16 protein-coding genes are annotated in these 18,757 nt (G+C 65.9%); 8 read left to right on the top strand and 8 right to left on the bottom strand.

The genetic code is table 11. From position 1 onward, the window contains the following. Nucleotides 1-200: 200 nt before the first annotated feature. Both GGQ64_RS05030 and GGQ64_RS05025 read left to right on the top strand, forming a co-directional pair. On the top strand, nucleotides 201-1,904 hold the full coding sequence (locus GGQ64_RS05030; protein ID WP_210300147.1) for an arylsulfatase: 1,704 nt from the start codon (nucleotides 201-203) through the stop codon (nucleotides 1,902-1,904). Nucleotides 1,905-2,052: 148 nt separating this feature from the next. Continuing rightward, complete coding sequence (locus tag GGQ64_RS05025) at nucleotides 2,053-2,664, top strand: DUF6656 family protein (RefSeq protein WP_343059418.1); 612 nt, start codon at nucleotides 2,053-2,055, stop codon at nucleotides 2,662-2,664. Nucleotides 2,665-2,692: 28 nt separating this feature from the next. Here GGQ64_RS05025 and GGQ64_RS05020 read toward each other — a convergent pair whose 3' ends face one another. From GGQ64_RS05020 to GGQ64_RS05010, 3 genes are all read right to left on the bottom strand, one after another. Then, a complete protein-coding gene (locus tag GGQ64_RS05020; RefSeq protein ID WP_183800009.1) occupies nucleotides 2,693-3,730 on the bottom strand; it encodes an MBL fold metallo-hydrolase in 1,038 nt (345 codons plus the stop codon). A gap of 45 nt (nucleotides 3,731-3,775) precedes the next feature. Continuing rightward, entirely contained in the window at nucleotides 3,776-4,438 is a 663-nt protein-coding gene (locus tag GGQ64_RS05015) for a redoxin domain-containing protein (protein ID WP_183800006.1), read from the bottom strand. A gap of 178 nt (nucleotides 4,439-4,616) precedes the next feature. Then, a complete protein-coding gene (locus GGQ64_RS05010; protein WP_183800003.1) occupies nucleotides 4,617-5,681 on the bottom strand; it encodes a GGDEF domain-containing protein in 1,065 nt (354 codons plus the stop codon). Nucleotides 5,682-5,867: 186 nt separating this feature from the next. On the opposite strand from GGQ64_RS05010, the gene GGQ64_RS05005 reads away from it, so the two are divergent. Together GGQ64_RS05005 and GGQ64_RS05000 are read left to right on the top strand one after the other, a co-directional pair. Continuing rightward, a complete protein-coding gene (locus GGQ64_RS05005; RefSeq protein WP_183800000.1) occupies nucleotides 5,868-6,842 on the top strand; it encodes an L-threonylcarbamoyladenylate synthase in 975 nt (324 codons plus the stop codon). Between the two features lie 15 nt (nucleotides 6,843-6,857). Beyond that, nucleotides 6,858-8,300, top strand: coding sequence for an FAD-binding oxidoreductase (locus tag GGQ64_RS05000; protein WP_246422338.1), 1,443 nt, complete (start codon nucleotides 6,858-6,860; stop codon nucleotides 8,298-8,300). A 30-nt stretch (nucleotides 8,301-8,330) separates the two neighbouring features. Here the strand turns inward: GGQ64_RS05000 and GGQ64_RS04995 are convergent, their stop codons facing one another. Beyond that, on the bottom strand, nucleotides 8,331-10,637 hold the full coding sequence (locus GGQ64_RS04995; protein WP_183799997.1) for a DUF1217 domain-containing protein: 2,307 nt from the start codon (nucleotides 10,635-10,637) through the stop codon (nucleotides 8,331-8,333). Nucleotides 10,638-10,936: 299 nt separating this feature from the next. On the opposite strand from GGQ64_RS04995, the gene GGQ64_RS04990 reads away from it, so the two are divergent. Then, the gene (locus GGQ64_RS04990; RefSeq protein ID WP_183799994.1) at nucleotides 10,937-11,503 is read left to right on the top strand and encodes a DUF6101 family protein; all 567 of its coding nucleotides are present in this window, start codon (nucleotides 10,937-10,939) and stop codon (nucleotides 11,501-11,503) included. Nucleotides 11,504-11,586: 83 nt separating this feature from the next. On the opposite strand, the gene ubiA is transcribed toward GGQ64_RS04990, so the two are convergent. Then, nucleotides 11,587-12,555: a 4-hydroxybenzoate octaprenyltransferase gene (gene ubiA, locus GGQ64_RS04985; RefSeq protein WP_183799991.1), complete on the bottom strand. Its 969-nt coding sequence runs from the start codon at nucleotides 12,553-12,555 to the stop codon at nucleotides 11,587-11,589. A gap of 135 nt (nucleotides 12,556-12,690) precedes the next feature. Here ubiA and GGQ64_RS04980 point away from each other — a divergent pair, with 135 nt between their 5' ends. The 3 genes from GGQ64_RS04980 to GGQ64_RS04970 all read left to right on the top strand — a co-directional run bounded on the left by GGQ64_RS04980 (nucleotide 12,691) and on the right by GGQ64_RS04970 (nucleotide 15,065). Next, nucleotides 12,691-12,933, top strand: a complete 243-nt coding sequence (locus GGQ64_RS04980) for a hypothetical protein (protein WP_183799989.1) — start codon at nucleotides 12,691-12,693, stop codon at nucleotides 12,931-12,933. Nucleotides 12,934-13,087: 154 nt separating this feature from the next. Then, nucleotides 13,088-14,359 (top strand): phosphoribosylamine--glycine ligase, encoded by a 1,272-nt coding sequence (gene purD / locus GGQ64_RS04975; protein ID WP_183799986.1) that lies wholly within the window; start codon nucleotides 13,088-13,090, stop codon nucleotides 14,357-14,359. 208 nt (nucleotides 14,360-14,567) lie between these two features. Next, complete coding sequence (locus tag GGQ64_RS04970; RefSeq protein WP_246422336.1) at nucleotides 14,568-15,065, top strand: plant virulence effector HPE1-like domain-containing protein; 498 nt, start codon at nucleotides 14,568-14,570, stop codon at nucleotides 15,063-15,065. 116 nt (nucleotides 15,066-15,181) lie between these two features. Here GGQ64_RS04970 and GGQ64_RS04965 read toward each other — a convergent pair whose 3' ends face one another. The 3 genes from GGQ64_RS04965 to GGQ64_RS04955 all read right to left on the bottom strand — a co-directional run bounded on the left by GGQ64_RS04965 (nucleotide 15,182) and on the right by GGQ64_RS04955 (nucleotide 18,726). Continuing rightward, complete coding sequence (locus GGQ64_RS04965) at nucleotides 15,182-15,688, bottom strand: 2-thiouracil desulfurase family protein (protein ID WP_183799983.1); 507 nt, start codon at nucleotides 15,686-15,688, stop codon at nucleotides 15,182-15,184. Between the two features lie 289 nt (nucleotides 15,689-15,977). Further along, a complete protein-coding gene (gene glyS, locus GGQ64_RS04960) occupies nucleotides 15,978-18,335 on the bottom strand; it encodes a glycine--tRNA ligase subunit beta (RefSeq protein WP_183799980.1) in 2,358 nt (785 codons plus the stop codon). Between the two features lie 91 nt (nucleotides 18,336-18,426). Continuing rightward, the gene (locus GGQ64_RS04955) at nucleotides 18,427-18,726 is read right to left on the bottom strand and encodes a HigA family addiction module antitoxin (RefSeq protein WP_183799977.1); all 300 of its coding nucleotides are present in this window, start codon (nucleotides 18,724-18,726) and stop codon (nucleotides 18,427-18,429) included. Between the last annotated feature and the right edge of the window lie 31 nt (nucleotides 18,727-18,757).

Below are 18,757 nucleotides of genomic sequence, written 5' to 3'. Positions count from 1 at the left end.
ACCGTAAAAGAGGCAGATATTCTCTTTGCGCCACCTCCTGTGACGGCGACCGGCGACACGTCGCGGCAAAAATGCAGCCCCGGAAATTTCATGATACTCTAATATAAGACGCCTTTCAGAGGGGCAGGTCACCCCCTCGGCGCCCAGCCAGCAAAAGCATCGACGAATGCATACCGATCTTGTCACGGGAGGGTGAAACGATGGCTGCCGAATTCGCATGTGACAACAGGAGCCAGGACAATGAACAGAAGAACAAGAACCAGAAGACGACGGAACTGACGCGCAGGAGTGTCCTGCTCGCCGGGACGGCCGTCGCGACCGCCACGGCGCTCGGAGGCCCCGCCGGCCCACAGACGGCGCTAGCCCAGACCCAGACGCCGGTCCAATCGACGGCGCCCGCCACCGGCAAGCCGCCGAACATTCTCGTCATCTGGGGCGACGACATCGGCATCTGGAACATCTCCGCCAACAGCCGGGGAATGATGGGCTACCGGACGCCCAACATCGACCGGATCGCCGAAGAGGGCCTGTCCTTTTCCGACTATTACGGCCAGCAGAGCTGCACGGCCGGGCGGGCCGCCTTTCTTGGCGGCAACGTGCCGGTGCGCACCGGCATGACCAAGGTCGGCCTTCCGGGAGCGCCGCAGGGCTGGCAGAAGACCGACGTCACGGTGGCGACGGTGCTGAAGGCCCAGGGCTACGCGACCGGCCAGTTCGGCAAGAACCATCAGGGCGACCGGGACGAACACCTGCCGACGATGCACGGCTTCGACGAGTTCTTCGGCAATCTCTACCATCTGAACGCCGAGGAGGAACCGGAGAACCGCGACTATCCGCGCGACCGGGTACTGGCGAACGGAAAGACCTTCCTCGAACAGTTCGGCCCGCGCGGCGTGCTCCATGCCTGGGCCAATCCGGACGGCACGCAGAAGATCGAGAACACCGGCCCGCTGACGAAGAAGCGGATGGAGACGATCGACGAAGAGACGCTGGCCGCCGCCAAGGACTTCATCACCCGTCAGAACCAGGGCGGCACGCCGTTCTTCTGCTGGTGGAACGGCACGAGGATGCACTTCCGCACCCACGTCAAGGAACAGAACAAGGGGATCTCGGGCCCAAGCGGCGACGAGTACCACGACGGCATGGTGGAGCACGACATGCATGTCGGCGAACTGCTGAAGCTGCTCGACGACCTTGGCATCGCGCAGGACACGGTCGTGCTCTATTCGACCGACAACGGGCCCCACTACAACACCTGGCCGGATGCGGGCACCACGCCCTTCCGCAGCGAGAAGAACTCCAACTGGGAGGGCGCCTATCGCGTGCCCGCCTTTGCCCGCTGGCCGGGTCACTTCCCCGCCGGCAAGACGCTGAACGGCATCGTCGCGCATGAGGACTGGTTGCCGACCTTCGCCGCGATCGCCGGCGATCCGGACATCAAGACGAAGCTCGCCAACACGGTCGAACTGAACGGCCGCAGCTACCGCAACTATATCGACGGCTACAACCAGCTCGACTATCTGGGCGGCAAGGCGGAGGGCTCGCCGCGGCACGAGTTCTGGTACGTCAACGACGACGGGCAGGTCGTGGCGGCACGCTACGACGACTGGAAGGCCGTGTTCCTGGAGAACCGCGGCGAGGCCTTCGGGGTCTGGCGCGAACCGTTCACCGAGTTGCGCGTGCCGCTGCTGTTCAACCTGCGGCGCGACCCGTTCGAGAAGGCGCAGCACAATTCCAACACCTACAACGACTGGTTCCTCGACCGCATCTTCGTGATCGTGCCGATCCAGGGGCTGGCCGCGCAGTTCCTGCAGACGATGAAGGACTATCCGCCGAGCCAGTCGCCGGGGTCGTTCAACCTCAGCAAGATCGAGGCGCAGTTGCGGGGCGCGGGCGGCGACTGACGCCACTGGGCCGGTCGCCGCAGTCACAGCGACCGGCCGTCCACGCGGAGAAGCGAAAATCCGCGCACCCGGGCCGCCGCGTAAGGGCGGCGTTAACCATGAGGCGACATGATCCCGGATCAGATCGCGATCTTCCGGAGCCCTTCCCGTGCTGCCCACGCCCGCACCGAAATTCAGGTACTACGACGCTGTCGCCTACAAGCGGGCACAGCGCGGCCGATCCGTCGCCTATACGGACTTCCTGCGGACGGGGAAGCTGGAGCGGCGCGAGTGGAACGAGACCGAGAAGCGCTACCTGACCTATCGCGAGGTCGCCGATGCGACCGGGCGCACGCTGGAGCAGGCCGGCACGGTCACCCACGACCGCATCAACGGCTTCCACCGCTCGATCCGCTTCCCCAAGCTGATCTTCCACCGCACGCTGGCCTCCATGCCGCATCTCGGCTACTGCCACGTGACCGTGTCGAGCACCCACCTGCCGAGGCACGAAGACGTGCAGTGGTCGTTCTACATGGCCAACTTCTATTCAGAGATCGGCGAGGGCGAGCGCTTCTTCGCGGGGATCAGCCCGAAATTCAAGCGCATGTACTTCGCCGTCGCCATCAGCCCCTCGGAAGCCGAGGGGCGGCTCGAGATCGACCGCAAGGTCGGCGACGACGGCATCCTCTTCCACACCCACGACCCCAGGGAGGCGATGAAGAGCGTGCTCCTGCTCGGTGCTCGCGACGAGGAACTGCGCAAGATCATCCGGACGATCTGAACCGGCACGACCGGCATGGCGCCGCGCGTCAGCGGACGACGGGGCCGTCCGCCTTCTTCCAGGCGGCCATTCCGCCGTCGATATGGCAGGCGCCGGCGAGGCCCGCGGCCTGCGCTGCTTCCACCGCCATGGCCGAGCGCTCGCCAAAGGCGCAATAGAAGACGATCCGCTTGCCCGTCGCCGCTGCCAGTTCGTGCAGGATGCCGCCCTCGCCGATGTTCTCGTTGAGGTCGCCATAGGGCGCATGCAGCGCGCCGGGGATGCTGCCGTGCTTCTCGCGCTCGCCCTTCTCGCGCAGGTCGACCATGGCGATGCCGTAGCTGCCGTGCAGCGCCATCGCCTCCTTCGCCGACAGCGCCCAGCCGCGCCGGGCGATCTCGTCCTGGTGCAGGCCGACGCGGATGTTGGCGGGCACGACCACGTCCATCATCTTCGGGTTCGGCAGGTTGAGGTTGTTCATCAGTTCGACATATTCGTCGACCGAGCCGACGAGAAGGCGCGGATTGAAGTGCTTCTCCTCGCCGATGGTGGAGACGGTGTCGCCCTTGTAGTCGTGGGCGGGATAGACCAGCGTCTCGTCGGGAAGGCGCAGCAACTTGTTGAAGATGGAATCGTACTGCTGCCGGGGGTCGCCGTTCTGGAAATCGGTGCGCCCGGTGCCGCGGATCAGTAGCGTGTCGCCGGTAAAGACGCGGCCGTTCATCAGGAAGGAATAGCTGTCGTCGGTGTGGCCCGGCGTATAGAGCACGTCGAGGCTCAGGCCTTCGATGGAGACGCGGTCGCCTTCGGCAACGCGCATCGAGACCACGTCGGCTGCGGTCTGCTCGCCCATGACGGTGATGCAGTGGGTGCGGTCGCGCAAGGCGCCGAGGCCGGTGACGTGATCGGCATGCAGATGGGTATCGACCGCCTTGACCAGCTTCAGGTCGAGTTCCTCGACCAGTTTCAGGTAGCGGTCCACCTTCTCCAGCACGGGGTCGATGATGAGGGCCTCACCGCCGGCCCGGCTGGCGATGAGGTAGGTATAGGTGCCGGATACGCTGTCGAAGAGTTGTCGGAAGATCATCTGTCCCTCCACTCGACAAGCATGCCTGCGGGAAAGACGACGGGTTCAGCTTCCCGGCTGCGGCACGATCCGGATATAGGGTTTGGGCGCGCGCCAGCCGTCCGGATACTGCTTGCGGGCGTCGTCGTCGGAGACGGAACCGGCGATGATGACGTCTTCGCCCTTCTGCCAGTTGACCGGGGTCGCCACCTTGTGCTTGGCGGTCAACTGCAGGCTGTCGATGACGCGCAGAACCTCGTCGAAATTGCGCCCCGTCGTCATCGGATAGACCAGGATCAGCTTGACCTTCTTGTCGGGCCCGACGACGAAGACGTTGCGCACGGTCTGGTTGTCGGCCGGCGTGCGGGCGGTCGGATCACCCGACACCGCGGCCGGCAGCATGCCATAGGCCTTGGATACGGCGAAATCGACGTCGGCGATCATCGGGAAGTTGGGCGCGTGGCCCTGCGTCTCCTCGATATCGCTGGCCCAGCCGGCATGGCGGTCGAGCGGATCGACCGACAGGCCGATGATCTTGACGCCGCGGCGGTCGAATTCCGGCTTGATGCGGGCCATGTAGCCCAATTCGGTGGTGCAGACGGGCGTGAAGTCCTTCGGATGGGAGAAGAGCACGGCCCAGGAATCGCCGATCCAGTCATGGAACTGTATCGGACCATCGGTCGTCTCGGCCCTGAAATCCGGTGCCACGTCGTTGATCGCAAGTGTCACGGCAACCTCCTGTTGTTCGATTGCAGCCTTTCGGGCGCATCATGTACGACGCGCATGGCTGCGGGACGAGCGTGTCGTCCGGGCAGGAAAGTGGCACCAAACCGCGTGATAGGCAACGATAAATTCACGCCCGGCCGACAACCATGGCGGGTCCGCAATCGACCATTGAAGGGACGCCTCAACCGGCCTTGTAGAGCATCCAATCCTTGCCCTCGCCGCCGCTCTCGTTGTCGCGATGGAGGACGATCCGGTTGCCGCCGGCGGCCAGCGCCTGCTGCAGCGATTTCTCCGCCAGGTTGACGAAATCGAAGGCGTTGCCGGCGGCACCGGCCATGCAGACGCCGGCGGAGAAGGTCAGGCTGCCGAGGCTGCGCATGGTCTCGGGATGCTTCAGGGTCGCTGTGGCAAAGGCGGTGCGCAGCAGCGCCATCAGCCTGCCGACCTCGGTCTCGTCGGAGGTGAAGAACAGGAAGCCGAAGCGGAAGCCGTCAAAGCGGCAGACGACGTCGGTGGAGGGCGTGGTGCGCTTGATCAGGCTGCCGTAGTGGCGGACCAGGTAATCGTTGAGCGCTTCGACCTGGACCGGCGAGAAGCGCTTGCCGACATCGATCTCGACCACGGCCAGCGCGCAGGAGAGCGGCATTTCCGCGTTGGCATAGACCCTGGCGACGGACTTGTTGAAGGCGCGGCGGTTGCCGAGCCCCGTCGCGGCGTCGGTGAACTTGGTGGCCTCGAAGGCGGCGAGGTCGTGCTGGATCGCCTCCATGTTCTCCGACTGGTTGGCCACCCTGGCCTCCATCGCCGCATTGCGGGTGAACTGCCGTTCGGTTGCCTGCCGCAGCCTCTCGATCGAGCTGCCGAGCGCCTGGGCGGTGCCCTGGTCGGTGGAGAAGATCGCCTGCGAGGCCTCTCCGATCAGGCGACCGTAATCGCTGAGCGAGGTCTGCTCCTCCTGCAGCAGCGCCATGAAATTGGTCATTTCGTCACGAACCGCACCCGCCGAGCGCTGCAGCACGGCTTCCTCGTGATGATGCGGGAGATACTTGCGGCCGAGCTCGTCCAGCGCACCTTGCGTCTTGAACTTTCCGAGCGCGATGAAATCCCGAACCAGCTCCGGATTGGCGCCTGCGTAGGCCTCGTAGACGAGCTCGTAGTTTCGCGGCAGACCGTCGATGCCCATCTGCTGCATGGCGCTCGCGACACGCAAGGCGACGTCGTTGGTCGAGGATTTCTTCTGGTTCATGTGCACAGGCCCCACCCATCTATTCCGCCCCCTTTTATCAGCGATCGGTTACGAAGCATCTAACGAGGGCACAGGTCGGGTGCACCGGGCCCGATTTCGACACGCAGCGCGTGCGGTGTTCATTCGCCCTTGGCAGGCACCGGCCAAAGACGCTAAAGCGGGCCGGCAACGGCGAAGATGGACGAGATGGCAGAGATAGTCGACACGGCCGCGGATGCGGATCACGCCCTGCAGAGGGCGACCGAAGTGCTCGGCCGCGGCCTTCCCGTGGCGATCCCCACCGAGACGGTCTACGGGCTCGCGGCCGATGCGACCAATCCGCAGGCGATCGCGCGCATCTACGAGACGAAGGGCCGGCCGCAGTTCAACCCGCTCATCTGCCACGTCGCCGATCTCGAAATGGCCGAGCGTCATGCCGTCTTCGATCCGCTCTCGCGACAGCTCGCCATGGCCTTCTGGCCGGGGCCGCTGACGCTCATCCTTCCTGTCCGGCCGGACACGCCGATCCATCCGCTGGCGCGCGCCGGACTCGATACGGTCGGCCTGCGGGTGCCGGCAGGCTTTGCCGGGCGGCTTCTCGCGGCATTCGGCCGACCCCTCGCCGCCCCGAGCGCCAACACGTCGGGGCGGATCAGCCCGACGACTGCCGCCCATGTCGAGGCGGACCTCGGCTCCGCGATCGAACTGATCCTCGATGCCGGCCCGGCACGCGTCGGCGTCGAATCCACCATCGTCAAGGTCGAGGACGACAGGATCCGCCTGCTGCGTCCCGGCGGGCTCGATGCGAGCGACATCGAGAAACTGACCGGGCTTGCGGTGATCCGGCCGACGGCGCCGGGCGCTGCGATCGAGGCGCCGGGAATGCTGGCCTCGCACTATGCCCCCGACGCCGGCGTGCGCCTGAACGCGCGCGAGGTTGCCCCCGGCGAGGCGCTGATCCGCTTCGGCGGAACGGAGCTTCCCGGCGAGGAGAAGGCCGCCATCGTGCTCGACCTCAGTCCCGGCGGCGACCTGCGCGAGGCGGCCGCCAATCTTTTCGGCTACATGCAGACGGCGGATGCCACCGGCGCGCGCACAATCGCCTTTGCGCCGATCCCCGCCACGGGCCTGGGCGAAGCCATCAACGACAGGCTCGAACGGGCGGCCGCGCCACGTAGCTGAAGCAGGAGTCCAAGCATGCCCAACACCCCCGACACCATGGACGCCGACCTCCTCGCCCGCTTTGCGGCGATCACAGGCTCTGCCCACGCGCTGACCGATGGCGCCTCCGTCGCGCCCTATCTGGTGGAATCGCGCGGGCTCTATCACGGCACGACGCCGCTCGTGCTCCGGCCCGGCAGCGTCGCCGAAGTGTCGGCGATCCTCAAGCTTGCCAGTGAGACCGGCGCGGCGATCGTGCCGCAGGGCGGCAACACCGGCCACGTCGCCGGACAGATCCCGCGCGAGGGCCGGGCCGATGTGGTGCTGTCGCTGTCACGGCTCAACCGGATCCGCGACGTCGATCCGGTCGGCAACGTGATCGTCGCCGACGCCGGCTGCGTGCTCGCCGACATCCAGAAGGCGGCCGAGGACGTCGACCGGCTGTTTCCGCTGTCGCTCGGCTCGGAGGGCAGCTGCCAGATCGGCGGCAACCTTTCCAGCAATGCCGGCGGCACCGCCGTGCTGGCCTACGGCAACACGCGCCAGCTCTGCCTCGGACTGGAGGTGGTGCTGCCGACCGGCGAGATCTGGGACGGGCTCAGGCGACTGAAGAAGGACAACACCGGCTACGACCTGCGCGACCTGTTCATCGGCGCGGAAGGCACGCTCGGGGTGATCACGGGTGCTGTGCTGAAGCTCGTTCCGCGGCCAGCCGGCCACGAGGTCGCCTTTGCCGGCCTTCGCTCGGTGGAGGCCGCGCTGGCGCTGTTCGACAAGGCCCAGCAACGCTGCGGCGGCGCCCTCACCGGCTTCGAGCTGATGCCCCGGATCGGCATCGCCTTCACCACCCGGCACATTCCCGGCGTCCGCGACCCGCTTTCGAGCCGGCACGACTGGTATGCGCTGATCGACGTCTCCACCTCCGATTCCGCCGAGACGGCGCGGACGATGGTCGAGACGCTGCTGGCCGAGGCGATGGAGGCCGATCTCGTGCAGGACGCGGTGATCGCCGCGAGCGAGGACCAGCGCCGCGCGATCTGGCACATGCGCGAAAGCATGTCGCCGGCGCAGAAGCCGGAGGGCGGGTCGATCAAGCACGACGTGTCCGTCCCCGTCTCCAGCATTCCCGCCTTCATGGCCGAGGCCGACGAAGCGGTGATGGCGATGATCCCCGGCGCGCGGATCTGCTCCTTCGGCCACATGGGCGACGGCAACATCCACTACAACATCTCCCAGCCCATCGGCGCCGACAAGCAGGCCTTCCTCGACCGCTGGCGGGAGGTGAACGCGGTTGTGCACGGGATCGTGCTGAAATACGGCGGCTCGATCTCGGCGGAACACGGCATCGGCCAGTTGAAGCGCGACGAGCTTGCCGCGGTGCGCGCGCCGATCGAGATCGAACTGATGGCCCGCATCAAACACGCCTTCGACCCCGCCGGCATCATGAACCCGGACAAGGTGCTGCGGGCGGAGCGGTGACGCCGCTCCCCCTCCTCGCGCGCCTGGGCGTCAGATCCCGCCGGTCCTCAGCTGCGACAGGCTCATCAACGTATCGGCGCTGATGCTCTGCGTTCCGCCGGCCAGGATGGTGAGCGCGGACGAGGTCTGGGTGTTGTTCTCCAGATCGTAGAGGACGGAGAACCGGACGATCATCTTTTTCACGTATTCGGGATCCTGCAGGTCCTCGATGTTGATCTGGCGCTTGATCATCTCGGCCTGGGCGTCGATATCGGCGTTGCCGACCTCGTCGGAGATGCTGAAGCTCGTCTTGAAGACCTCGTAGAGGGCGTCGTCGGCCAGGATGTCATAGGCGCTCGAGATCGTCGGCGCCTTGCGCTCGAAGTAGAGCGCCAGGCGGACGCCGGGGTTCTGCACGCCCTCGTCGCTCTCGATCGCCTGGCGGACATAGTTGTCGATCGTCTGGTAGATGCCGCGGCGGGACTGGATCGCCGTCTCCTCCGGCCGCTCGACGAGGCCGTCGGCGTTGAAGTTGAACGAGGCCACCATCGCCCTGTACCTGCGTTCGGCCTGCTGGTTGGCAAAGCTCTGCGGATCGTCGAGATCGGATGCGAAGATCTGCTTCATGAAACCTTCGGGCACCGTTTCCGGATCGATGCCGTTGGCCTGCAGGATGACGTTGACGAGCCTCTCGTCGGCCAGGAACTCCTCCACCGTCTCAATGGACTGCATCTGGGCCGCGTAATAACTCGCTTCCTCTTCCGCCTCCTCCTTGTCCTCGGCCGTTCCGAAGCGGGACACGGCGGTGATGTAGGCGCGGTTGACCACCTGTATCTCTGCCTCGCTCTGGGCCAGGGTGGGCGGCTCGATGTTGCCGTCGGCGTCAAAATTGAACGCCTTGGCCAGCTCGATGTAGCGCTCGTCGCCCAGGCGGTTGGCGTAGCTCTTCGGGTCGTTGAGGTCGCTCAGCAGCACCTGCTTGATGCGGTAGGTCGATTCGCTGTCGGGATCGAGGCCGAAGGCCTGTAGCGCCAGGTCGTAGACGTTCACCGAAGCGAAGAAATCGTCGACGGTCTCGATGGCGTTCGCCTCGATCTTGTAGCGGCCGATGAGCTTCTCGTCGGCCTCGTCGTCCTCGTCGTTGTAGCGGCTCATGTAGCCCGAACCGGTCGATGACGTCTGCGTCGCCGTCTGTGCCGTGTCGCCGGCCGCGAGCGTGCCGTCCGCCTGGAAGTTGAACGCCTTGTTCAGCGCGATGTAGCGCGGGTCGTTGCCGCCGAACGTCTGGATGTAGCCCGCCGGGTCGTCCGGATCGTCGGTCAGGATGTTCTTCAGCGTCGCGTCGACGACGGTGACGTCGTTCAGGTCGAAGGCGGTGCGGATGTATTCCTCGAGGCGGCTGTCGGCGAGCAGCTCTTCCACGGTCGTGATGGAGGGTATCGCCTCCTCGAAATAGGCCCGGTTCAGCAGGGCCCCGGCCGACGTCATGCGCGGGGCCGAAATGATGTAGGCCTCGTTGGTCGCAGCCTTCTGGTCTGCGTCCTGGGCCAGCGTGCCGGCCGGCAGCGTCCCGTCCTCGCTGAACTCGTATGCGGCGGCAAGCGCCAGGTAGTTGCCGGCGCTGATGATCTCGGAGTTCCACCGCGTGATCTTCGCCTCGAGCGACGCCTTCTCCGTCGACGACAGGTTGCCGCTGTTGATTTGCGCGCGGGCATCCTGGACGAGGCCCGACAGCTCCGTGATGCGCGCGCCGAAGGTGGTGTTGACGTAGCTGTCGGGATCGTCGAGGTCGCTGGTCAGCGAATTGCGGACCATCTCGCGGGAATAGGTATCGGGATCGATGTTGAAGGCGGTGAAGAGATAGTCCCGCATGCGGTCGTTGTTCAGGATCTGGTCGACATTGGTGACGCTGTCGACGACGATGTTGTAGTAGCGCGTCTCCTCGGTCTGCACGGCACCGGCATTGGCCATCGCGGCCGAATAGAGGCCGATGATGTCGTCCATCTGTGCGTCCGACTGGGCAACCGCCGTCTCTTCCGCAAACGAAAACGCCTGTGCGAACTCCCGGTAGCGCGTATCCGTCAGGCGATTGACGAAGCTGTTCTCGTCGGAGAGGTCGCTTTCCAGGACCTGGCGCATGAAGGCGGTGGCGTAGGCCATGTCGTCGAGGCCGTAGGCCTTCATCGCGTAGTTGAAGAGCCGATAGTCGCCAAGGAACTCGTCGACCGTCGAGACCTTGCCGATATTGTCGCGGTAGTACTGCGCCTCGCGCGCGTTGATGGTTTCCTCGGATTTCCGGTTGAGCGTCTTCAGCATGTCCTGGGTGATGATATTGTAGCTCGTATAGGTCGAAAGCATCCCGAAAATATCCCTTTGCACCGGCGCGGCGGCCGATCGAGCCGCACGCACGCGCATGTAACCTCCGCGAGCATGGCAGGGGTCGCTTGCCCGGGGCTTTCGGAGAGGGCTTTCGGGGCGTTCACCAAACGGAAACCCTGCACGACCGGCATTTGCTAACCATCCGCTCGGGCAAAGCTTTCTTAACCGCGATTTTTAAGCCGGCCGGAACGCGCGCCGCCTAAGCTTCCCGACATAGAGGACGAAAAGTCCCGAGGAGAAGGGAAACCTGCTCTCAAGGAAGACAAGGGTAAAAGACAATGCTGAACACCGTTACCAAGCCGGCATGGGCCGGAAGCACGCTCAGGCTCGATCCCAAGCGATTTCCCCAGCAGATCAGTTATGCGATGCGCAACACCACGGGTGACGTGACCATCACGCTGGACGACCGAGGCGCGGTGATGCGCAAGGTCCTCCCCTCCAGCGGCCTGCCGCTGTCGATTGCGCTGCCGGCGCGCGCCTTCAAGGGTGTCGCCGCCCGCGCCATCGACCATGGCAACGGCGAGGTCACCGTGACGCTCGAACTGCACCACGACGATCCGGAACTGTGCATTCCGCTGCTCGTCGCCCACGACCTTTGCGACATCGCCGCTGACTGGCGCAGCTGGTCGGATGCCTACCGGATCCCGATGCTGATGGTGGAAGCCGACGGCGTGGCCCGCCCGCTGGAATTGCATCTGGGCGCGGTTCCCGCCCGTCCGCCCCGGCAGCGCCGGCGCCATTCCTACTTCGCCGACCGGCGCCCGCGCTTTCTCGTGCGCCGCTCCACCGGCGACCTCGGCCTGATGATGCGCATCAACGGCGACGAGATCATCGCGCGCGACTGACACCAAACTGCATAAAGGGGGCATCTGGGCACCCGGAATGCGACGAGGCCGCCTCTTTCGGGCGGCCTTTTCGTTTGTGTTGCTCAGGCGAAAGCGAGCGCCGCCAGGAGCCCGAGAAAGACGATCAGGCCGACGACGCCGTTGAACTTGAAGAGGGAGAGGCATTGCTCGCCGTCGTCTATGTCTATCTTCACGATCTGCCAGGCGAGCAGGGCGGCTGCGACGGCCAGGCCCGCATAGGCGAGGATGCCGACGCCGGCGAGTGCGAAGGACAGGCCGATCAGGAGGATGGTGAGGCCATAGAGGGCGACCAGCCACGCGCGGGTGCGCTCGCCGAACAGGCGCGCGGTCGAACGGACCCCGATCAGTGCGTCGTCCTCCTTGTCCTGGTGGGCGTAGATCGTGTCATAGCCGATGGTCCAGACGACGGCGCCGGCATAGAGGGCGACGGCTGCCAGCGACAGCGCACCGAACTGCGCCGCCCAGCCCATCAGCGCGCCCCAGGAAAAGGCCAGCCCTAGAAAGAACTGCGGCCAGTCGGTGAAGCGCTTGGCGAAGGGATAGACCGCCACCACCGCAAGCGAGGCGAGCGCCAGCACCACCGAGAAAGTGTTAAACTGCAGGAGTACGATCAGGCCGACAAGCGCCTGCAGTACGATGAAGAGCTTCGCCTGGCCGCGCGACACCCGGCCGGACGGCAGCGGGCGGGAGCGGGTGCGGGCCACCGCCTTGTCGATCTCGTGGTCGACGAGGTCGTTATAGGTGCAACCGGCGCCGCGCATGGCGATCGAGCCGATGACGAAGAGCAGGACATGCCAGGCAAATTGCGAAAAGGAATAGGTCGCCTCCGCGCGCGCCACGTTCGCCGCCAGCGCCGCCGACCAGAGGCAGGGCCACATCAGGAGCTGCCAGCCGATCGGCCGGTCCCAGCGGGCGAGCTGGGCATAGGGCCACAGCGCGCGCGGCAGGGCCCGATAGACCCAGTTGTCGGACGGCGCATCGGCTACCCGACCGGAGTCTGAGGGGCCGGAATCGGAAGGATTGGTGCTCATGTCCTTGGTTCGCAGCCTGCCGGCTCCGCGTCAAGCACCGATCCGGGGCCGGTACAACCGGAAAACGCAGAAACGTCCGGAACGAAATCGCCGGTGTCACGTTCCTGTCCCGGTTCAAGTACGGGAGTGATTTTCATGAATGCCAGCATGATGGAACTGAAGCTGAACGCAATCCGCTACGACGTCGGCCTCAGCCGCGGCGAAAAGATTGCCAAGCTCGAGCATCTGCGCAATGCCGCATGCGCCCTTCGCACGGCCGCCCGGAAAAATGCGCTGGCGCTCGAATACGGCTGGTGCCAGGAACTGCATCTGATCGACGCGGAACTCGCCGGCCTGAACGGCGCCGGCCACGAGGGCGCGACCATCACCTTTCGCTGAGGCCAGGCTCCGCACCGCCCCTGCGGACAAGCCGGCCTTTGCGCCTCCTTTGCCCCATCGCCGACGTCGTCGCCCTTGACCTTTCGCCCCGGCCCGCTTAACCCGCGGGAAACGCGGTCCAGGGTCGGCGGCGATGGCGATTGGGGATTTGGCAATGAAGGTTCTGTTGATCGGCTCGGGCGGACGCGAACATGCGCTGGCCTGGAAACTGGCCCAGTCGCCGCTGCTCACCGAGCTCTTTGCCGCCCCCGGCAATCCCGGCATGGCCGAATGCGCCACGCTCGTCGCGCTCGACGTCGATGACCATGCGGCGGTCTGCGCCTTCTGCCGCGACAACGGCGTGACCTTCGTCGTCGTCGGCCCCGAGGCGCCGCTGGTGGCGGGGCTTGCCGACCGGCTCCGCGCCGACGGCATTGACGTGTTCGGCCCGTCCGCGGCCGCAGCGCAGCTCGAAGGCTCCAAGGGCTTCACCAAGGATCTCTGCGCCAAGTACGACATCCCCACCGGCGCCTATCGCCGCTTCACCGATGCCGCCGCCGCCCGCGCCTATGTGGGCGAGCAGGGCGCGCCGATCGTCATCAAAGCGGACGGACTGGCCGCCGGAAAGGGCGTGACGGTGGCGATGACGGTGGAAGAGGCATTGGCGGCGATCGACGACTGCTTCGACGGCGCCTTCGGCGCGGCCGGGGCGGAGGTCGTGGTAGAAGCCTTCCTCGACGGCGAGGAGGCGAGCTTCTTCTGCCTCTGCGACGGAAAGAACGCGCTCGCGCTCGCCTCCGCACAGGACCACAAGCGCGTCGGCGACGGCGACACCGGCCCGAACACCGGCGGCATGGGCGCCTATTCCCCTGCCCCGGTGATGACGCCGGAGATGGTCGAGCGGACCATGAGGGAGATCATCGTGCCGACCATCCGCGGCATGGCCGCCGACGGCCACCCCTTTTCCGGCGTCCTCTTCGCCGGGCTGATGATCACCGACAAGGGGCCGGAACTGATCGAATACAACGTCCGCTTCGGCGACCCGGAATGCCAGGTGCTGATGATGCGGCTGAAGAGCGACCTGCTGCCGATCCTGCATGCGGCGGCGACCGGCACGCTCGACACAGTCTCGGCCGAGTGGAAGGACGAGACGGCGCTGACCGTCGTCCTCGCCTCGAAGGGCTATCCGGGTTCCTACGACAAGAACACGCCGATCCTGTCCATCCCGGCCGACGGCGACGCCACCAAGGTGTTTCATGCCGGCACAGGCCTGAAGGACGGCAAGCTGGTTGCGACCGGCGGCCGGGTGCTGAACGCGACGGCCGTCGCCTCCACCGTCGCCGGAGCCCAGGCCGGCGCCTATGCGCTGGCGGATCGGGTGGAGTGGGCGAACGGCTTCTGCCGCCGCGACATCGGCTGGCGGGCGGTCGCGCGCGAGAAGGCCTGACCGGGCAGGTTCGGCAAGCGGAATAAATCCGCGCCTCATTCAATTTTTACCAATTCTCCTGACCGGAAGGTAACGGAAAACGCATAGTCTTTCCGTCGACCCTGGTGCATGGCGTGTTTGCGAGACCTTTGCGGTCTTTCGCCGGTCCTGCGCCGGAACGAAGCGGTGCCGCCTCCGGCCGGACGCGGCGCAACACGGAGAACCACGTATGCGCAGCCTCATGAAGTCCATCGGGTCGACCCTTGCCATCGCGCTTCTTGCCGCACCCGCTCTTGCGTCCTCCATCCAGCCGGTCGCCTCCGGCGGCAAGGGCCGGGGCAGCGTCGCCACGATTTCCTGCGCACACTGCCCGCCGCTGAAGGTGGAGGAAAATCGCCGCTCCTATGTGGTCCCGGAGCTCGAGCCCGGCACGCAGAAGGTCGAGATCCGCGAAATCGACGGCGAGCGGCGGATGTTCCGCAGCGAGGCCTGGTTCGGCGGTTCGCCGGTGGTGTTCGTCACCAAGGCGCCCGAACAGGCCGAGGACGCGATCGCCGAGGCCCCCCTCGAGGCACCGGCCGAACCGGTGGCCGCCGTCGATACGGCAGCGATGACCGGCGCGCTGGACAGCAGCGCTGCGGCAGTCGCGGTGACCGCCGCAGCAGCCAGCCAGCCGGTCGCCTCACGGGAGCTTGATCCATCGACATTTGAACTTCGGCTGAACTGACCCTATATTTTCCAGGTTCCCTGCCCCATCGGTCCCTCCAGGACTGATCGGGCATCCGCCCTGCGCAATCAGGTGCGGGTGTCTTGCGCCCCTGAAGAGAAGCAGGGGCGCAAGCCTTATTCGGAGGCGGCATCGTCCATAGCCAGCACGGCTGCGAGGCGATCCACCTCCCGGTCCGAGAAGACGGCAATGCCGTGGCGCCTGAGCAGCGCCGCCGTGACCCCCTCGCCCGCGTGGCGCTTTCCGGAAAAACTGCCGTCGTAGAGAAAGCCAGAACCGCAGGACGGGCTGCCGTCGATCAGGAGCGCGTGGCGGCAGCCGTTCGCCTGCGCGATTTCAAGCGCCCGGCGCGCTCCTTCGACGAAACCATCCGAGACGTCCCGACCGGACTGCTCCACCACGCGGGCCGTGCCGTCGAGCACAGCATTGCCGTCCATCGCCCGCGCGATCTCGGCTGCCGGCCGCGGCACGGAAAAGCCGCCGGCGAGTTCGGGACAGAAGGTGACGAGCCGCCCCTCCTCCTTCCAGCGCGCCACCGCCTCGTGCAGCAGCGGCCTGGCCGATCCGTTGTAGCGCACCGGCAGGCCCATGAGGCAGGCGCTGATCAGGATCTTGCCGGTCATGCGCAGACGGTCTCCCGGGTTGCGGTTGGGTACGGGTCGTGCGGTTTTCCACGGCCGGGGAGCGGACCGGCGAATGTGGGTCGTGGAGCACTGCCCACGCTACAGGGTTCGCGCCTATGGCAAGTCCCCCTCTGCCCTGCCGGGCATCTCCCCCACAAGGGGGGAGAATAGTCGTGGCGCCCGCCAGCCCCGCCACACCCGAAAGCTCGAATGAAGCTCCGGCGGAGCGGCCGGATTAAGCCCTCCCCCTTGTGGGGAGGGTGGGGAGGGGCATCTTGTCGTTCCCGCGTCAGCCTGCGATTTTCGAGAAATCGGCGACCGTTCCGGTGGCGGCGCGGATCGCGGCGAGCAGCGCCAGCCGGTTTGCCCGGATCGCCGCATCCTCGTCGTTGACCAGCACGTCGTCGAAGAACCTATCCACCGGCGCGCGCAGCTTCGACAGCGCCTCCATGGCCGAGCGGAAGTCTTCCCCGGCAACGGCATCGGCCGCCTCGCGGGTGGCGATGACGATCGCCGCATTCAGGTCCTCTTCGGCCGGCAGGCGGAAGAGATCGACGGCGACGCCGTCGGCGACCACCGTGCCCTTCTTCTCCTCGGCGGCGAGCAGTTGCGTCGCGCGCTTGGTGCCGGCGAGCAGGTTCTTTCCGTCCTCCGACGTGATGAACGCCGTCAGCGCCTCGACGCGGCGGGCGACCATCAGGAGGTCGTCGGAATCGGGCGTCAGCACCGCATCGATCAGGTCGTGGCGGGCGCCGAGGTCGCGGAGGTAGACCTTCAGGCGGTCGTGGAGGAAGGAGAGGAGATCGGACACAAGATCGCTGACGGCCGGCACGAAGCTCCTCTGCCGCGGCTCCCCTATGTCGTATGCCAACCTTCCTTCTGCCAACGCAGGCTCAAGCAGATCACGATCGAACTGCTTGTTACCATAGAACTCGGAAAGCACCTCCATGTCGCGCTTTCTCGTAGCCGTCAGGGAACCGTCAGTATTGTGTTTAATGACGTATCCCCTGCCGGAATCTGCGAACTGTCGCCCGATCTGGCGTGCGTGCCGCGCGATCAATTCGCGGAGCGGAACTCGTACTCCCTTTTCCAGAAGGACGCGAATTGTCCCAAGCGCCGCCCGCCTCAGCGCATACGGATCCTTCGAACCCGTCGGCTTCTCGTCGATCGCCCAGAAGCCCACCAGCGTGTCGAGCTTGTCGGCGAGCGCCACGGTGATGGCGACCGGGTCGGTGGGGACGCGGTCGGAGGGGCCCTGCGGCTTGTAGTGGTCCTCGATCGCCTCGGCGACCGCCGGGTCCTCGCCCTGCAACAAGGCGTACTTGCGGCCCATGATGCCCTGGAGTTCGGGGAACTCGCCGACGGCCTCGGTGCGCAGGTCGGCCTTGGCGAGCACGACGGCGCGGTCGACGAGGGCCGGATCGGCGCCGGTAACTACCGCCAGTTCTGCGGCGAGCGCCCGGATGCGCTGCACGCGCTCGCCTTGCGTGCCGAGCTTGGCGTGGAAGGTGACGTTGAGCGCGTCGAGCTTGGCCATGCGCTGGTCGAGCGGCTTGCCCAGGTCGAGCCCGAATTTTTCGGCCGATGCTGTCAGCGTTTCGAGATCCGGCAGGTCGTGCTGGTCGCGGGTCCAGAAGTGGCGGGCGTCCGACAGGCGTGCGCGCACAACCTTGCCATTGCCGTGGACGATCTCCTTGCCGCCGTCCTTCGCCTCGATGTTGGAGACGAGGACGAAGTGGTTGGACAGACCCTCGCCGCCGCCGGCCGGCCGGGTGACGAAGCATTTCTGGTTGGTCTTGATCGTCAGGCGGATAATTTCCGGCGGGATCGCCAGGAATTCCTCCTCGAAGGTGCCCATCAGCACCTGCGGCCATTCGACGAGGCCCGAGACCTCTTCCAGCAGACCCTCGTCCTCGACCAGTTCCAGGCCGTTGGCAAAGGCGATGTTGGCGGCGTCGGTGGCGATGATCTGCTTGCGGCGCTCGGCGTCGAGGATGACCTTCGCCTTTTCCAGCGCTGCGGCATAGTCGTCGAACCGGCGCACAGTGATCGGCTCCGGCGCGTGGAAACGATGGCCGTAGGTGACGTTACCGGCGACGATGCCGTCGACCGCGAAGGGCACGACGCGCGTCTCCTCGGTCTCCGAGCCGAACAGGCAGACGATCGACTGCAGCGGGCGCACCCAGCGCAGCGCGCCGGGCCTTGCCGACGCCGCACCCGAGCGCATCGGCTTCGGCCAGGGGAAATTGCGGATGATGCCCGGCATCACATCGGCGATGATCTCTTCGGCAGCGCGGCCCGTCTTGACGATATGGGCGACGTAGAAATCGCCCTTCTTCGGATCGCTGTGGACATGCGCCTCGCTGACGGAGGCGAGCCCCGCGCCGCGCAGGAAGCCTTCGATCGCCTTCTCGTTGGCATCCGTGCGGGGACCTTTTCGCTCCTCGCGGACGTCGGCGGAGCGGGCCTTCAGGCCGCGGATGTCGAGCGTCAGCCGGCGCGGCGTCCAGTACTCGCGGGCACCCTCGTAGGTGAGCCCCGCCTCGACGAGGGCGTCGGTGACGAGCTTGCGCAGGTCGCCTGCCGCCTTGCGCTGCAGGCGGGCGGGAATTTCCTCGGAACGGAGCTCAAGCAGAAGATCGGGCATGGGATGCTTTTCTGGAAGATCGTTTGGACTGCGGCGGACTTAGCAAGCCCGAGGCGAAAAGTCATCCACACCCCGGCGGAAAAGTCGCAGTTCAGGCGGCCTGGTGAACAGGGATGCGGTCGATTTCGTCGTGCATTCTCTCCGCCTCGACCTTGAGGTCATAGCCGGTCTGCAGGTTCATCCAGAATTCCGGCGTCGTATCGAAGTACCTTGCCAGCCGCAGTGCAGTATCGGAGGTGATGCCGATCTTCTCCGTGACGATGCGCTCGATGCGCGTGCGCGGCACATTCAGCTTCTTTGCCAGGGCACCGGCACTCATGTCCAGCGGCTCCAGATAGAGGTCCCTGAGGATCTCGCCGGGATGGATCGCAGGCATGTTGGCTACACTCATCGTCTTTTCCCCGGTTCGGCTCAATGGTAGA

Origin of the sequence: Mycoplana azooxidifex (assembly GCF_014196765.1) — a bacterium.
GTDB lineage: Bacteria > Pseudomonadota > Alphaproteobacteria > Rhizobiales > Rhizobiaceae > Mycoplana > Mycoplana azooxidifex.
This window is presented reverse-complemented; position numbering and strand designations above follow the sequence as displayed.

Bases quoted from the DNA above. Each gene is read 5' to 3' on its own strand.
- GGQ64_RS05030 (WP_210300147.1), top strand. From the start codon at position 201: ATGGCTGCCGAATTCGCATGTGACAACAGGAGCCAGGACAATGAACAG.
- GGQ64_RS05020 (WP_183800009.1), bottom strand. From the start codon at position 3,730: ATGATCTTCCGACAACTCTTCGACAGCGTATCCGGCACCTATACCTAC.
- GGQ64_RS05010 (WP_183800003.1), bottom strand. From the start codon at position 5,681: ATGAACCAGAAGAAATCCTCGACCAACGACGTCGCCTTGCGTGTCGCG.
- GGQ64_RS05005 (WP_183800000.1), top strand. From the start codon at position 5,868: ATGGCAGAGATAGTCGACACGGCCGCGGATGCGGATCACGCCCTGCAG.
- GGQ64_RS05000 (WP_246422338.1), top strand. From the start codon at position 6,858: ATGCCCAACACCCCCGACACCATGGACGCCGACCTCCTCGCCCGCTTT.
- GGQ64_RS04995 (WP_183799997.1), bottom strand. From the start codon at position 10,637: ATGCTTTCGACCTATACGAGCTACAATATCATCACCCAGGACATGCTG.
- GGQ64_RS04990 (WP_183799994.1), top strand. From the start codon at position 10,937: ATGCTGAACACCGTTACCAAGCCGGCATGGGCCGGAAGCACGCTCAGG.
- ubiA (WP_183799991.1), bottom strand. From the start codon at position 12,555: ATGAGCACCAATCCTTCCGATTCCGGCCCCTCAGACTCCGGTCGGGTA.
- GGQ64_RS04980 (WP_183799989.1), top strand. From the start codon at position 12,691: ATGAATGCCAGCATGATGGAACTGAAGCTGAACGCAATCCGCTACGAC.
- purD (WP_183799986.1), top strand. From the start codon at position 13,088: ATGAAGGTTCTGTTGATCGGCTCGGGCGGACGCGAACATGCGCTGGCC.
- GGQ64_RS04970 (WP_246422336.1), top strand. From the start codon at position 14,568: ATGCGCAGCCTCATGAAGTCCATCGGGTCGACCCTTGCCATCGCGCTT.
- GGQ64_RS04965 (WP_183799983.1), bottom strand. From the start codon at position 15,688: ATGACCGGCAAGATCCTGATCAGCGCCTGCCTCATGGGCCTGCCGGTG.
- glyS (WP_183799980.1), bottom strand. From the start codon at position 18,335: ATGCCCGATCTTCTGCTTGAGCTCCGTTCCGAGGAAATTCCCGCCCGC.
- GGQ64_RS04955 (WP_183799977.1), bottom strand. From the start codon at position 18,726: ATGAGTGTAGCCAACATGCCTGCGATCCATCCCGGCGAGATCCTCAGG.